Source organism: Pseudopedobacter saltans DSM 12145, assembly GCF_000190735.1.
Classification (GTDB): Bacteria; Bacteroidota; Bacteroidia; order Sphingobacteriales; family Sphingobacteriaceae; genus Pseudopedobacter; species Pseudopedobacter saltans.
In genome coordinates this window covers 43,675-61,242 of sequence record NC_015177.1, presented here as the reverse complement: position 1 = coordinate 61,242, position 17,568 = coordinate 43,675, and the positions used below count along the sequence as shown (strand labels likewise).

Below are 17,568 nucleotides of genomic sequence, written 5' to 3'. Positions count from 1 at the left end.
ACGAAGCTTTTTATTGGTAAATAATTGTTACCGTTCCTTTAAACACACGCTCTTTACCCGTTTTATCTACTGTTTTCAGGATATAGCCGTATGAGCCCATTGGTAATCTATCTCCTGTCCAATCGTTCTGATAATTGTCTTTTTTGTAAACCACATTGTAGCTCTTATTAAAGATAGTTAAGCTATTAGACACGTAATATTCATTTAACCCCAATATTTCAAACATATCATTGATTCCATCTCCGTTAGGGGTAAATAAAGTTGGGATAAGAATTTTTGCTTCTGTAGCTCTAGGGTCTACCACTTCTACAGAAACTAAACCTACCTTGTTATCGGATTCGTTACTTTCATTTAAAGTTGTGGCAGCACCATTACCTAACATCAGTACGCCATAAGTATTTGCTTTAAGTTTAATGGTATATACTACCTCTTCATTAGCATTAATATTGGCTTGTGTAGCCTTTAGTGTTCTTGTTTCACGATCATAAGTAATATTATTAGATGATGACACAAAATCGAATGAAACAGGTAATTGATCTGCTAATGCCGTATTTATTGCATTGTTAGGTCCGTTGTTTTTAACCTTGATACTATAGTTGAATACTTCACCTATGTTTAGGCTTGCTTTATCAACCTGACTACTTACTACCAAATCAACACTGTTATCTATTACGTTAACATTTAAAGCAGGGATGGTATTATTATCAAAATCAACATCATTATCATTATCAGCATTTACCGCACCATTACCTAATTGGAATACACCAACACCATTTGCTCTCAATGTAATAGCATAAATAGCTTCTTGTCCAGCAAGAAGAGTCGACCTACTCGCTGATAGCATTCTTGTTGCAGCATTAAAACTAGCATCTCCTGCTACCGATATCACCTCTAAACCTGATGGCAAGATATCTTTTAGCATTACATTCTTCGCTAAGTCGACACCATTATTTCTCACTTTAATGGTATAAGTTAATTCTTCTCCCTTGGCTAACTGGCTGCGGCTAATTACATTGGTTACCGTAACATCTGCTCTTTTGTCCACTACTTCAACAGCTATCGGAGCGAAAGTATTGTTAGCAAGATTGATGTCGTTATTAACGGATACCAATCCATTTCCTAAAAGTTGGGTTCCTACTGTCTTCGCTCTCAATAAGATTTGATATTCTAAATTAGTTCCTGCTTCAACTCTTGTTTGAGTTGCAGATACAGTATGTTTTATAGCGTCGTAAACAGCATCTCCAGTCACAGATACAAACTCGAATGCTTTATTTAAAGTCTCTACTAACTTATAGTTGATACCAAAATCGGCACTATTATTTTTTACTGAAACAGCGTAAACCAATTCGTCTCCAATATTTAAACGCTGACGATTCACTTTTGACGATACAGCAAAATCAACATTATTATCAATTACATTAACTGATATTGGGCTGATCGAATTGTTGTCAAAATCAACATCGTTGTCGTTATCAGCTGCAATTGCTCCGTTACCCAGCTTTATAGTACCCGCAACTATCGCTTTCAATACCACTGTATATTCTACTTCTTCTCCAGATTTAATTTGAAGTTTACTAGCTGTAATCGTATTGTTTGTTGCATTATATTTTATACCGCCGGTAGCTCGTACAAACTCCAGACCTGCCGGAATGCTTTCTTGTAATTTAAAATTATTAGCTACATCCGGACCGCTGTTACTGATTAACAAGGTATAGGTAAGCTCTTCACTTTTATTTAATTGATTTGTACTAACCTGATTGCTTACCCAAACGTTAGCTCTTCTATCAACTACATTTACATTGGTATGCTGAATTTTATTGTTAGATAAATCGGTGTCGTTAAAAACGGTAACTAAACCTTTGCCCAAAGTTTGTACGCCTACAGCATTGGCTTTTAAAACTACCTGATAGTGTAACTCCTCTCCGGCAGCAACTTGTATTTTGCTTGCTGTTAATGTTCTTTTATTGATATCAAATGACAATCCGTCTGATAAAGAAACAATATCAAAGGCAAAGCTTATGGTATCTGTCAAGTTATAATTTATTCCAAAATCAGGTCCGTTATTTTTAACCCTTAATGTGTATGTTAACTGATCTCCGATATTTAAACGATTGCGGCTTAAGGCTTTCGTTACTGCAAAATCCACATTATTTTCTCCGACAACAACAGCAATCTGGCTGATTGTATTATTATCAAAATCGATATCATTATCGTTATCAGCAGCTATATTTCCATTCCCCAATAAGAAAGTTCCATTGGTTAAAGCTTTTAAGGTTGCCGTATAGGAAATTTCCTCACCCGATTTCATTTGCAATTTGCTTGCAGAAACTTTCCTTGTTGCGGCATCATAAGCCAATCCTCCTGTTGAAGACACAAATTCAAAGCCTGCTGGAAGGATATCTTGTAGCTTAAAGTTGTAAGCTATATCTGGTCCATTATTGCTTACATTAATGGTATAAACTAATTCTTCACTCTTATTTAACTTCGTTTTGCTTATCAGAGTATTTACCCAAACATTTGCCCTTCTGTCCTCAACAATTACCGGAATTACGTTTACCTTATTATTGTCAAGATTGATATCATTAAGTACCGTTACCAAACCAGCACCTATCTTTTGATTACCTACGGCAACGGCTTTCAAAGTTATTTCGTAGCGAATTACCTCTTCTCCATTAACTTTAGCTTTATCGGCCGTTAAAGTACGGTTTGATGCATTATATGTGATTCCACCTGTCGCCGAAACAAATTCAAATGCTGTACTTAAGGTATCTACCAGGTTATAGTTCATTGCAAAATCCTGTTCCACATTTTTAATGACGATGGTATATTTCATCAAATCACCAATATTTAAACGTGGTTTAGAAACCTCAGAACTTATCACTAAGTCAACTCTGTTATCTAAAATTTCGACTTGCTGCTTATTCATCGAATTGTTATCAAAGTCGATATTATTATCATTTGACGCAGCAACATGGCCCAGGCCTAGATTGACATTTCCAAAATCTACTGCCTTTAATAACAGCGAATAGACTGCCTCTCCTCCTGATGGTATTTGAGCTTGAGATAGGTTAACGATTTGTCCAGCTTTAGTAAAATTAACCGTACCATTTAATGCGGTTACATATTCAAATTCATTTGGAATCGCATCTACTAAAGTAACGTTTTTAGCCACATCAGGCCCGTTATTTTTAATTTTAATGGTGTAAATTAAATCTTCGCCTTTGTATAACTTGTTTCGATTAATTTGCGTTTCTACGTATACATCCGCCCTACGGTCTGCAACACTTACTGTATGCCTGATGAAACTGTTGTTAGAATCATCTACATCATTATTTGAAGATACAGCTCCTCTTCCAAAGAATTTATTACCTACAGTTAATGCTTTAAGCACAACTTTATATTCAGCTATTTCATCTACTCCTAATTGCAATTTAGTTGCCTTTAAGGTATTCGTTGCCGCATCATAGGTTAAACCATTCGTCGCAGAAACAAACTCTAATCCGCTACTTAATGTATCTACTAATACCGAATTTACCGCTACATCTGGTCCTAAATTTTTGAACTTCAGGGTATATTTTAGCGTATCGCCAATATTAATCAGGTTTCTGCTGATGCTATTGTAAACCTCAATATCAGCGTCGCCCATCACTTTAAAAGAAACAGGATGCTCTGGCGTACCTAAGACTTCATCTGCTCTTTGTGTAGTAATAGGTTCATCTACCGGAGCTGTACTTCTTAACATCGTTCTCAACATCATTCGCTGCTGTGGAGCCGGTTGAGGCGTTGCTGGTAAATCAGATTTTGCAGTATATGTTCTTCCTGTTATTCTATCGTAAATTTTAATTACAACGGGTTTATCTTCCCCTTCCACATTACTATTTATGGATACAAAACTTAACCCATTTACTAAAGTATCTACATAATTTACCAATTCGCCATCTACATAAGCAAAAATCTCAAACCTCCCTGGTTCAGTAATATCTAAACCGTTTAAGTTAATTTTTGCCGTTAAAGACATGTTATTTTCAAATCTGGCTATATCTAAGTTCACCTGATTACCACTATTCACATCGTTCACGTCCATTGCATTATCGAATGCAATAACTTTTTGTATTCCGGTTTTCACTGGCGGAATATCTGCCAGTATATTTGGACTTAAATCTGGCTGATAAGTGACCACCGGTATAGCATAATGATCTCCTTCTACAAAATATTTATACCCTTTTCCTGGACGTAAATATTTCAAACTACCAGACCATCTTTGAGAAGCTGCATTGTATTGTGCAAATTCCTCTTGACTGCTAACGGTAGCACCATCAGAGAAGCTATAATTTTTCAAGTAATTATTAAGCTCCATATTTACCGCCATAGGGTAGCCTAGCCAATTCCAACCATCTTTCAACTCTACGTCTACTCTTTGGCTAGCCAATTGTCCTAAAACTCTTATGGTATCAGCTTTAGCTGAGTATACCATATAAGACTGGTAAATATTTAATGAATCTAGAGGTCCCGTCCAGCCAGTTTTAGCATTATATTGTGCATAAGGTTTTTTAGCACTTAAGGTTTTTACAATATCACCGCTAGTAGGTTTTAGTTTACTGAACACCTTACTTACTCTCATGTCGGCATTTTCGACATTTAGAGAAACCCAGTTCCAACCTGCTTTTAAAGGTATTGTTTGGAAAACCCCTTCTGGATGTAATATATAAGGATTATTCCCGTTGCCCACAATTCCGTTAGACACAAAGTTTATTCGCTCTTTACTTTGATATTCTATACCCGGATAAGTATCCCAGAAACGCACACTTAAACTCTCGTTACTTAATTTATTAGCATACGCTGTTACGTAAGCTACATACTTTTTGCTTGCATAGTCATATTCTATATTTGCTAAACCTCTACATTCGTCTCCAGCAAAAACTCCCATAATATCTCTGATATCTGTAGAAGTCGCTACATCAGTATCGTCTAAACTAAACTGAGTAACAAAACTCATGTTATATCTAAATTTAGATGGATTTACCGCCCAGTTTGGTGGTGTTTTAAGCACATTTACGGTAACATATAACAACTGCCTTTTACCATCACAAGTGGTAAATACCGTGTCGGTATAGGTTCCTGTATTTAAGTTTGGATCTATTAAGAAATCCACATTTTGTTCTCCTAGTGGAACAATCCTGGAATTACGTATAGACGGCGTTAACCAACTTGGAAATCTCTCTATTCTAAAGTTTTGATTTAGTGCCGATTTGTTTACCAATTTAGCTCTAAAGCTAGATTGAACACCTTCAATAGCATTAACATCGATATTTGCCGGAGACCAGTAAATTGGACTCATATTGACAACGAAGTTCCATGAAACGCTATCTGTTAGAACATTTCCACTACCATCTCTAAGATTCTTAACTGTAGCATTCAACTCCATCATCTCATAATCTGCAATTGCAGCTTCCGGAACTGTCTTAATCACGATAGTTTTATCGTTGTAAACAAGTGTCGCAGGAATAATTTGTCCATTATCCTTACGTTTTAAAACTACATTTGCTGAGTTTGTGATATCCTTATTAAAGGTCACGCTCATCACATCACTTGTAGTCAAGATACCGTTTAAAGGTGTAGGCAGACCAAATGCTATCGCTGCAGATCTATCAATTACTCCAGTATATACAGGAGAATAATTTACATCTACGCCTTCGCAAATAGCCAAAGCCCGTAATTCATACTTACTATCAGGAAGCGTACTTACATCAAAAGTATAATCATAATACTTATCCTTAAGTTCTGATTTAGGAATATCTATTGCCGTTTGCCATAAGGAATTCTCATAATCCTGATTAATTCTTCTGTACTGTAAAGCAACACTTGTTAACGGAGAAGCTTCCGACGCATCAAATTTGCTAAACGCTACATACAGCTTATTACCATTAGATTGATTCACCAACCAGTTATTACCTGGTAAGAACAAATCTATTTCACTACACTTATTTTGGAAATAGGCATTCAGTTTAACGGTTGGTTTTGCTATATTATCATCATCAACATCCTCCAATGAGTTATCACATGCAGAGAACATTGCTAAAGTTAAGCCCTCATAGGTACTATATAATGCTCCTCTATAAACCTCTACTGGTAATTTGAAACTCTTACCGGTTGGTATTACAAAGTTAGCCTGACCATTCGTCACATCTTGACCCGCTACTAATACTCTCGCTCCTCCTAAATTGCTAGTTGGTATTAACTTAATACCGTACTCTACGGTCTCATCGCTCTCGCTTCTATTTGAGATTAAAACCTCAAATTTTGCTGGTTGATCCGAAGGAACATTACGTTGTTCGTTCGCTCCGCTTACCGCGATATTTGGCAGATGGCGATATTGAGTTCCAGGCTCATGTGGACAACTGGATGAACCTGATACTGTTTTAAAAACAGGAGTACCATATTTTTTATTTTTCTTTAAGTCTACCGAAAAGAAATCGCCAATATCATCATCCTCTAAATGATAGAAAGTAGTTTGTGTATTACCGTTGGTAGTTTCGGTACTTGAATCCCAATTGAATCTCAGCGAGAATAAAGCTCCAATTTCCTTTTCGTTTGATTCGCCACTATTCACAAAACCACCTACATTACCTTCGGTGTTTAAATAAATTTGTGTTTCGGTAACGTCCGTAGTATCTTTTTGTGTTGTTAAGGTATTCTCATAAATTGCGCCCGCACTAAATGAAATATTGTTCCCAACAATTCCCTTAAGGTTCTCACCTGCATTTATTTCTCCTGCTTGCGCTTTATCCTTTTTATTTTCTTCTAAAGTTTTCTCCCAGCCTGTAATATCTGCCTCGTATTCAGAATATGTTCTCTTCAACTTATCAACCTCTTCTGGTTTAATAGATGAGCTATTGCTTTTCAGCTTAAAGTACGCTTCGTCATACTTAGTCTTTGATATAGAATACAATGTTCTTAATTGAGGTAACAAGACGTTCTTTATGTGATGTTGAGTATAAACGAAAACAGTCCCAAAGTCATTCAAATTCATGGCAACTGACGTATCTCTAACCATTCCCTTCTTGGAAGCATCGTATTTCAACACATCGGTCATGGCATAAACCATGTTCATAGATGCTCCTACAAAAACATCTCCGTCTTCACCTACAAATTCTGGTTCGCCTGATGTATAAAAATCTTCAGTAAAGGTAAATGTGGTGTTCGTTACAAGGCCCTCATTATTATCTCTGCCAGCTTCCATTTTTGCTTGTATATGGACACCTCCTCCTGTTTTACCAACAAAAGGAATATTTGAACCTACCCCAGCTTTGATATCTGAATAAGCTCCGGCCCCTCCTCCAAATTTGAACGAAGTGGTACCTGTTTTAGAAAATGTAGTTCCTTTACTTATTTTAGCGTATGATCTGTCTCCGGGAGGATCATGTAACACAAAAAATGGAATGCTAGGTGTTCTACTAACAAATGTTGCGTTACGAGGCCTTTCACCTTCTACTACTGCATTGATAATAGCACTCGCCTGCCTACTTCCTACCTTTCCGACAATCTGTATATTTTTTTCATAAGGAGCTTCTAAAACTGGATTACCTACCTTGATCGTATGCCTCACATTTTTGCTTATCTTATCTAAAGCATATTCCTTTCTATCCACGAGATCCGAAATACCATCATATATATATACAGTTCCTGTATCCAAAGTACAACTATAAGTTATACCATCATAAGTATAAGTCTCTTGAATTTTAACATCTATAAGGTGTTTGTCATTTTGAGCTAATAAATACTTATAGGTATTACCAGGTGCAAATTGAACAGAATCTACAAAAGCAGGATTGTTATTATTTACCAGAACTTTGAGTTTGTCATGATAAATAAAATCCATTAAAGGCTTTTTAACAAGATATGTTGTATCTACATTGATTGTAGTATCCTTTCTTGAAGGTATAATTTTATATATACTACCATCTGGCTTAAAGGTAGTATCGGCCTTAATAGTCTTTATACTGTAGGTCGTGTCTATCTTCTGTTCCTTCAAGCGTTCTGCCAAACTAACCTTTTGTATATTGTAAGTTTTGGTAAAATACTCTAGTTTATTAGAGTTGATACCTCCTTTTTCGGAAATTTGAAGAACCTGACCTTCGAAAGAAGTAGCTGGTAAAATAACCTTTACCTCTCCTCTCGTCGGCTGACCAGGATTTTTAGGGCTTCCGCTTTCTAAATCATTGGAGCTGATATGCAATTTTTTCGCATATTTTGCAGAAGAATTTGCCGATACATAGCCAGCATTTTCTGATTTCAACAAGAATGTCACATATTCTCCAATTGGAGCATCGCAACTTGCCGCAACTTTTATAGTTAAAGTATCTGTTTTTGTATCAATAAAATCGACGTTAGACATCAAATTATTAACATACAACGACTTTACTGTATCAGTTGTACCACTAAAATATATAGGATGATCTTTATATTTTATTTGAACGGTATACAAACCAGCATTGGTAATAGACAAACTATAAAGTCCTTTTGCGTCTGTCTTAACGGCCGAATTCTTTCCGTTTAACCAAACTTCGGCATCTTGCACTGGCAGAAAAACATCATTATCCAGAGAATCTTTGATAGCTGCAAAACTTACCCTGCCGTTAATAGCGAAAGAAGCTGTATCTGTAAAGTTTACATTTTGCCGGTTCGACTCATCAAATGACAAACTTCTGGACAGCTTTTCCGGGTCAAACCTAGGTTTATTATAACCTGGCATTTGAGGTCTCATTTCATAATTGGCCCCTTCCCCATAAAAAACTTTAGTGATCTCGTAATACCCAGAAGCATCTGTTGTTGCGCTGTAGGTATAAGGTTCGGTAGTCTTACCGTTATAAACGTTTGATTTTGTTGTTGCTGTAACAACAACACCCTCTACCCCGGCATTGGTTTTACCCTTAACATATCCACTAATTTTCCCATTGGCCTGAGATTTACCATCGAAAGTTTTAGATCTCCAATTTTCATAATCAATTCCGGAAAGCCCATCGGTAATATACCCGATAGAATATTGATAAAACATCCCCGGTAATATATCAGAATCGTTATAAGAGGTAGTGTTTTTTGAAAATTGAACTAATTCTTCTCCATTTCTATATAATACTAAATTTTCTAAACCCGCAATTCCTCTTACCTGATTCCAGCTTAATCTTACTCTTCCATTTTGATCTAGTGTTGTAGTAATATCTGCGTTAGAGAATTTAAAAGTCCCGGCGACTACCGCAGGATCGAAATCAGTAGCAGGATTACTGTTCCATCCAACAGGTGTATTATCCAGAGCCAAAACAGTTTGTACCGAATAGGTATAATCTGCAGATTCTATTAAAGAATCATCTGTATAACTAAATACATGTGCAGAAAGATTAGCCAATAACACTGCAGCTTCATTTCCTTTTTTCCTATAAACATTATATCTGATGTGCGCATCTGGAACAGCTGTTTGCTTTTCCCAGGTTATTGTTGGATAAACCTGCCCTTTCGAAATATTTGGAGTCTCTGTTATTTTAACATTTTTAGGAGCTTTAAGCTTTGGTGTTGTACCTGATGCTGATATCTCCGCCCAATGTAATTCCTGAGTAAATACATAATCAGTTTCTTCAGTAACGTATTTTAACCAATAACTATAATTACGATTAGGACCTATGGCTCGAAACACAGAATCAGAACGAAAAAAAGACCCTGTAGTAGTTACGTTATAGATATGTACTTGATCTTGGCCATCCAGTCCTAATTTAATTTGCATATTACTTTGGTTGTCCGATCCTCCCCAATCTGGTAGTCTATTCCACTTGAAATTAATCCTATAATCGTCCGTTAACACACGTCCGTTATTTGTCCAATATTCATTGTGTTGTTGAGAAAACGATGATTGGGCAAAAAGACTTAACAGAATAAACAAAAAAAGCGCCTTCTTCTTAAAAAAAGTAACAAATCTCTTTGGAGTAGAGTTTATATCCATATTACATTAGGTGGTATAGTAAAAATTTTTATTCAATCCAATAAAAATAATCCCCAAAACTAAACCCTCTACTTTGAGCGTACAAAATTAATTAGTCCATAATTATCATTTTGGACTAATTTAATTCAGACTGGAACTGAGAATTTTCTAAAATCAGGTTGAAACATCAATTTCAGTTATTAACTATACATCCGAAGTTCATATTTGCCTCCATCGGGCTCAATTTATCCGACTTATAAAAATCGGCAGCAAGTCAGTAGATGTAATAAACCTTTTATTCTATAGAAAGCCGAGAAGGGTGTTAAAGCAGAATCACTAGTAATTTTCTAAATTTTATTAAAAAATTAAAAGGTCCAAACAATAAGACTCCTGATTTTAAGTTTAGGATGTATGAATATCCCAAAATATTTTGGATTGAATCATTTTTGACAAATGCATTTTTCGAAAAATCAAAAACAAAAAGCTGATTTATTAACAATTCAGCAAAAAATACTCGAGAGATTAATTTTAAAACAAAATAAAAAACGATATTTTTACAATCTTAAATATCAGACTTGTTCTATTTAAGAACATTTTTTTTTTGCACCTTTGCAACTCATAAAAAGACTAAGTTATAAATGGGCTTATTTAATTGGTTTACAAAAGAAATTGCTATTGACCTGGGTACCGCAAATACCCTCATTATACATAACGACAAAGTGGTTGTAGACGAACCATCTATCGTTGCATTTGACAGAACAACAAATAAAGTTATTGCTATTGGCCGACAAGCGATGCAAATGGAGGGTAAAACCCACGAGAACATCAAAACGGTACGTCCTTTAAAAGATGGTGTAATAGCTAACTTTAATGCTGCCGAGCACATGATTCGTGGCATGATAAAAATGATCAATAACGGTAAAGGCTGGTTTTTCCCTTCATTAAGAATGGTAATCTGTATTCCTTCTGGAATTACCGAAGTTGAAAAAAGAGCGGTTAAGGATTCGGCAGAAATAGCGGGTGCTAAAGAAGTTTATCTTATTCACGAACCTATGGCTGCTGCAGTGGGTATTGGTATCGATGTGGAAGAACCGATGGGTAATATGATTATAGATATTGGTGGTGGCACAACAGAAATCGCCGTTATTGCATTATCTGGTATTGTCTGCGATCAGTCGATCAGAACTGCCGGAGATAATTTCGACTCTGATATCGTTAACTATATCCGCCGTCAGCATAACATCATGATTGGGGAAAGAACTGCAGAAAGAATTAAAATAGAAGTAGGTTCTGCCTTACCGGAATTGCAGGAGCCGCCAGCAGATTTTGCTGTTCAGGGCCGTGATTTAATGACTGGAGTTCCTAAACAAATTACAGTATCTTATACCGAAATAGCGCATTGTTTAGATAAGTCTATTTCTAAAATTGAAGAAGCTATTTTAAAGGCATTAGAGATTACTCCACCAGAACTTTCTGCTGATATTTACCAAACTGGTATTTATCTAACCGGAGGTGGTGCATTACTAAGAGGTTTGGATAAACGTATCAGTGCAAAAACTAAATTACCTGTACACGTGGCGGATGATCCGCTAAGAGCAGTTGTAAGAGGTACAGGTATCGCTCTTAAGAACACGCAAAACTTTAAGTTTTTATTACAATAAAATAGATAACAGGAGCCAGAAATAAGACTAAAACATTTTATTTCTGGCTTTTTATAGCTAATTATACTATGCGCAATCTTTGGAGGTTTATTAGTAATTATAACGCCTTCTTTTTATTCGTTATCTTTTTTACTACCTCTATCATTTTATTGGTCCGCAATAACGATTTCCAAAGAGCGAGTACGTTAAATTCTTCCAATCAAATTATTGGCAATATCTACAATCAGGTTAGTGGGGTTACCAAGTATCTGCATTTAGATGTTGTAAACGATAGTCTGGCAAAAGAAAATGCAAGGTTGAGAAATATGCTCCCCTCCTCATTTTTCTCTGACAGCCTAAAAACGCAATTGATAAAAGATACGGTACATCGTGTGCAATACGAGTATCTGGAAGCCCAGGTAATCAATAAAACTATTACTTCCAGGAATAATTACCTTACTATCAACAAAGGTTCTCTACATGGAATTAAAAAAGGTATGGGTGTAATTGGCCCTTCAGGTGTTGTTGGTATCGTATGGAATGTTTCCAAAGATTTCGCTTCAATACAATCGGTTCTCCACGAAGATACAAGAATTAGCTCTTTAATAGAAGGAACTCCCTATTTCGGTCCTTTAATGTGGAACGGAAAAGATCCTAATGTTGTAACCTTATCAGATATTCCTAATCAGCTTCATATCAAAAAAGGTATGAAAGTAGTTACCTCTGGTTTGGGCAGAATTTTCCCTAAAGGGATTATAGTAGGTACTGTGATAGCATCAGGGGTAAAAGGAGGTGGTAATTTCTTAGATATCAACGTTAAATTAGCAACAGATTTTTATTCTCTGCAACACGTATATGTGATAAGGAATTTCTTTGCAGAAGAACAGGCTCTTTTAGAAGAACAAAATAAAGAAAGCATAAATGAATAGTGTATTATTTAAAAATATCTTAAGATTTATCGTTCTTATATTTGTACAGGTATTCCTATTAAAGAATATGGTATTTTATAATCTCAATGTTCCATTTCTTTATATTCTGTTTATTTTACTACTGCCTTTCGAAACACCAACCTGGTTGCTGTTTATCTTATCATTTCTTTTGGGAATAACCATTGATTTGTTTAACGATACATTGGGTCTGCATGCAGCAGCTTGTACTGTGCTTGCCTTAATACGTGTATTTTTTATTAATATCACTGTGCAAAAGGATAATTATGATAGTGAACCCGAACCTACCCTTGGTATTATGGGGTTTAGATGGTTCTTCTTCTATACTGTTATCCTCACTCTGATTCATCATTTTTTTGTTTTCAATCTGGAAGTCTTTAGATTTTCGGAAATAGGCAATACATTAGGAAGAGTTTTTATTAGCTCGGGTTTGACTATAGTGCTAATTTTTGTAACAGAATTGGTATTCTACAAGAAAAAACAACGGAGTTAGGTTCCCTTCCTTTAGCCATTTTTATCTATGGTTGTTTTGCCGTAGTTTTGCAAACCACAACGCGACAGAATGAATAGTTTTTTTGCCAGGAAATATGTTATCCAGGGCATCTTTATATTGGTATCCCTGACTTTACTTGCCCGACTCTATTATATACAGGTTGTTGATGACAGATACAAGCTATCTGCAGATAACAACGTACTTCGAAAATTGGTTATTTATCCGGCTCGGGGAATCATCCTGGACAGGAATCAAAAAACCTTGGTCCAAAACGAACCGATATACGATTTGATGGTTATTCCAGCGCAGGTCAAAGCTTTTGACACCCTGGAATTTTGTGGTCTGATAGATATTACCAAAGAACAATTTGATAAAAAATATAAAAAAGCGGTAACCTATTCAAAATACCGGGCTTCCCTTTTTGAAAAGCAGTTGTCGGCAAAAACTTATGCCGCCTTTCAGGAAAAGCTTTTTGAATTTCCGGGATTTTATGTCTTAAACAGATCCGTAAGATATTATCCGGATTCAACCGCAGCACAATTTTTAGGATACATTGGCGAGGTAAATGATAGGGAAATTGAAAAATCTGAAGGATTTTACAGACAAGGCGACTATATCGGTAAATCAGGCATAGAAAAGTCATATGAAGACTTGCTTCGCGGACAAAGAGGAGTAAGAAATATCATGGTGGACGTTCATAATCGTGAACAGGGCGCATTCTTCGAAGGAAAATACGACACTTTAGCTATAGCGGGGGATAAATTGATATCTTCTATGGATAAGAACCTCCAATTGCTGGGCGAAAAGTTGATGAAAAACAAAATAGGTTCTGTAGTAGCTATAGAACCCTCAAGCGGCGAAATATTGGCATTTGTAAGTAGTCCAAGCTACGACCCCAATATGATGGTTGGGCGGCAAAGGGGAAATAACTATATGAAGCTGCTTAAGGATCCTAGTAAACCTATGTTTATCAGGCCTACACAAGCTGAATATCCTCCGGGTTCCATCTTTAAAGTAATTAATGCTTTAATCGGACAACAATTTGGCGCTATAACCGCCTCTACTTCATTCTACTGCGGTGGTGGTTACCGCTACAGCTCGAGAGGAGTTATGCGGTGTACACACGTACACGGGAATACCAATCTGATCCGTTCTATAGAAGGTTCTTGTAATACTTATTATGGCTATATCTATAACCGTATGATAGATAAGACTAATACCAAACCATATCTAGCCTATACAAAATGGCGAAATGCAGTTGCCCGATTTGGAATTGGTACAGAACTGGGTATAGACTTACCAGCTGAAAGAAAGGGATTATTACCTACTGCCGACTTCTATACCAAAAGGTGGGGCAGTAATAAATGGGGCTCCAGTTTCAATATCTCGCTTTCTATTGGTCAGGGAGAACTTGGAATTACGCCATTACAGATGGCAAATACAATGGCCATAATAGCAAACCGGGGTTTTTACTATAAACCTCACCTGATTAAAGCTGTTGGCGATAAAAAAGTTATTAAAAAAGAATATACCGAAAAAATTCCGGTGGGAGTTGATACTCAATACTTCGAACCAGTGGTTGAAGGGATGAGCCACGTAGTAAATTCGCCTAGCGGAACCGCATATTATTCAAAAATTGCCGATATAGAAATGTGCGGAAAGACAGGAACGGTACAAAATCCTCATGGTGCCGACCACTCTGTATTTGTCGCGTTCGCTCCAAGAGAAAATCCCAAAATTGCAATAGCCGTTGTAATAGAAAACGCAGGTTATGGTTCTACATGGTCTGCTCCTATCGCTAGCTTAATGGTAGAACAATATATTAGTGGAAATATCAGCAGGCCTAAAGCATATGTAGACAGGTTATTAAACGCTAATCTTCTACCTTATCAAAAAAAGCCCATTAAACCTCTCATAAAAAAAGATTCTGCAGATAGCCAACCGATAACTGCATCACAACTTTCATTAGAAAAAAAGGGAAATGAATAATTACAACACACATAATAAAGGTTTCTTTTTTAGAGTAGATGGCTTCACTATTTTGCTTTTCCTGTGTCTGGTAACGATAGGTTGGTTTAACATTTATGCCTCCGTATATTCTGATGAAGTGACTTCAATTTTCGATATCAATACCAACTTTGGAAAACAGCTTATCTTTATTATTATATCTGGTTTGGTCGGATTAACCATATTGCTATTAGACAGTAAATTCTTTATCACGTTTTCGCCTATATTTTACGGCGCCACTATACTGTTACTCCTTTTGGTATTGGTAATAGGCAGAAATGTGGCAGGTAATCAGGCCTGGATCCCTATCGGAAGTTTCCGGCTTCAGCCTTCGGAATTTGCAAAATGGTCTTCCAGTTTGCTTTTGGCAAGATATATCAGTACAGGGAATTATAAACTAACGGATTTTAAGGTATTAATCGTTTGTGCAGCCATTCTTGGTCTTCCGATGTTTTTAATTATGCTTCAGCCAGACACCGGTTCTGCAATGGTATTTGGTTCGCTAATTCTGGTATTATACAGAGAGGGATTATCTCCTTACTACCTGATTTGTGGCGTAATGATGATTATTTTGTTTGTTACCACTCTCTTATTTGGTAAACTTTATGTGATTTTAGGATTACTCGCGATTGCAGGACTGTTAATCTATCAATTTCAAAAGAGCAGAAGAAAAATAACTGCGGTAATTGCTGGATTTTTACTGTCTATCGTTTTCATTTTCAGTGTAGACTTTGTTTACGAAAATGTGTTAAAGCCCCATCAAAAAGGCCGTATTGATATTCTTCTCGGAATTACACAAGATTTGCGGGGTGCTGGTTACAATGTAAACCAGTCAAAAATTGCTATTGGCTCCGGCGGTATGGAAGGTAAAGGATATCTTCAGGGAACACAGACGAAATTCAATTTCGTTCCCGAACAAAGCACCGATTTTATTTTCTGTACCGTAGGTGAGGAATGGGGTTTTATAGGCAGTCTTGTTGTTGTTGGCCTTTATCTCACTTTATTGCTGCGTATTATTTATATCGCAGAAAGACAGAGAGCATCCTTTAGCAGAATATATGGCTATTGTGTGGCCTGTATCGTCTTTTGCCACTTCTTTATTAATATAGCCATGACGATAGGGCTTATGCCTGTAATAGGGATTCCCCTTCCTTTTTTAAGTTACGGAGGTTCATCCCTGTTAAGCTTTACTATTTTATTATTTATTTTATTAAAATTAGATTCGAACAGAATGGGACTTAACTCCTAAACTTACGGTTTAAGATCTCATAAAGTCTATCAACAACAGGCTGTTTTTCGGCCCAGTTATTCTTAACGGCATAATTTTTCATTAGGAAATTATCTGCTGCTTCAAAAGAGTCAAATCGGTTGAGAATCTCAATAGCTTCGCTATAAGCAAGATTATATCCATTAAACAAGTCTTTGATGAATATCATCTTATCATTCAGGCTAATTGCCGATTTCAAATCTGTAACAGGTCTGGAGTAAGAAGCCTGATTACGTTGTGCAGACAAAATTTCATTCAAAGACATTTTTCTCTCCGACTCTTCCTTTACGGTCGACTCCTGCTTTGGCTCATATATTGGCTTTGGATCTTCCTTAGGCTCACTAAATAAGGGCTGAACTTCTATTTCTGCTTTAGGTATCTCATTAGAAATAACCGGAGCTGGTGGAGTTTCCAAAATATCTTCTTTAACAATAGGTTCCTCGATTTTTGGTAACAGATCATCCTCTGGCTTCGACCTTTCGTCAAACTCAGAGTGCTCTTCTTCTTCAACCTCCATAAGCTCATGCTCAACAATTGTCTCCCCCGGAAAATCATTCTCCGGATTTCCCTCCGTTTGTTTAAGCTTATCTATAACTTCCTGTTCTTCGTGAGTAAGCTTTCTATCAAACACCTCTTCAACCTGCAAATCTCTTTCAAAATCGAAGATCATTTCTGTAGGTTCAGGAAAATCAAATTTGAAAGCTGCTTCTTCTTCTTTTAGAGTTTCTTCTACAGTTTTTGGAGTTTCGAAAACTGGCTCATCTTTCTTTTCTGTAACTTCTTTAGGAGAATGATCTTCCTCTTTGACAGAAGATGCGGCTGGCAACTGTAGATTACTGTCTCTATCATTCAGTTTCTTGAAGATTTCTATATGATCCAACAGAAAATCCGCATTCGCGGTAAACAACTCTAACTCAAGAATATTCACATGCTCGTTAGCACTTAAATACTGATGCTGTTCATTTAATTCCTGTAAAATATTTCCTATTTTTCGTAAGATATCTTCTTTATTCATCATCATAAAATTACTTTTAGCTTATTACCGTTGGTAATTTGGCTATCAAAAATAACATTTAAATTCTGATATTAGTTTTTACAAAAGCAAATATCCTGACAGCCGTAAACACAAAAAACAGGCTTTTAAGGTTATTTATTTAAAGATAATTTGGTTTCAATAATTCAGAGATTCACATTTTGAAAAGGAATAAAGAGTTTGGCGGTAGTATAGAGGTCATTTGTGGTTC

The 17,568-nt window shown here is 36.3% G+C and carries 7 protein-coding genes; 5 read left to right on the top strand and 2 right to left on the bottom strand.

Annotated features, from left to right (window positions below; translation table 11 throughout):
- Window positions 1-10: 10 nt before the first annotated feature.
- Window positions 11-9,991, bottom strand: a complete 9,981-nt coding sequence (locus PEDSA_RS00235) for a T9SS type B sorting domain-containing protein (RefSeq protein ID WP_013631137.1) — start codon at window positions 9,989-9,991, stop codon at window positions 11-13.
- A gap of 617 nt (window positions 9,992-10,608) precedes the next feature.
- Between PEDSA_RS00235 and PEDSA_RS00230 the strand changes: the two genes are divergently transcribed.
- From PEDSA_RS00230 to rodA, 5 genes are all read left to right on the top strand, one after another.
- Complete coding sequence (locus tag PEDSA_RS00230) at window positions 10,609-11,631, top strand: rod shape-determining protein (RefSeq protein WP_013631136.1); 1,023 nt, start codon at window positions 10,609-10,611, stop codon at window positions 11,629-11,631.
- A gap of 68 nt (window positions 11,632-11,699) precedes the next feature.
- Window positions 11,700-12,539, top strand: a complete 840-nt coding sequence (gene mreC, locus PEDSA_RS00225; protein ID WP_013631135.1) for a rod shape-determining protein MreC — start codon at window positions 11,700-11,702, stop codon at window positions 12,537-12,539.
- Window positions 12,532-13,050: a hypothetical protein gene (locus tag PEDSA_RS00220; RefSeq protein ID WP_013631134.1), complete on the top strand. Its 519-nt coding sequence runs from the start codon at window positions 12,532-12,534 to the stop codon at window positions 13,048-13,050. The genes mreC and PEDSA_RS00220 overlap by 8 nt, the downstream gene beginning before the upstream one ends.
- A 69-nt stretch (window positions 13,051-13,119) precedes the next feature.
- Complete coding sequence (gene mrdA, locus PEDSA_RS00215) at window positions 13,120-15,039, top strand: penicillin-binding protein 2 (protein ID WP_013631133.1); 1,920 nt, start codon at window positions 13,120-13,122, stop codon at window positions 15,037-15,039.
- The gene (gene rodA, locus PEDSA_RS00210) at window positions 15,032-16,306 is read left to right on the top strand and encodes a rod shape-determining protein RodA (protein ID WP_013631132.1); all 1,275 of its coding nucleotides are present in this window, start codon (window positions 15,032-15,034) and stop codon (window positions 16,304-16,306) included. The genes mrdA and rodA overlap by 8 nt, the downstream gene beginning before the upstream one ends.
- Here the strand turns inward: rodA and PEDSA_RS19365 are convergent.
- Window positions 16,296-17,345 carry a hypothetical protein gene (locus PEDSA_RS19365; protein ID WP_013631131.1) on the bottom strand — a complete coding sequence of 350 codons (1,050 nt, stop codon included), beginning with the start codon at window positions 17,343-17,345 and terminating at the stop codon, window positions 16,296-16,298. The two genes, rodA and PEDSA_RS19365, sit on opposite strands and share 11 nt — an antisense overlap.
- Window positions 17,346-17,568: the final 223 nt, after the last annotated feature.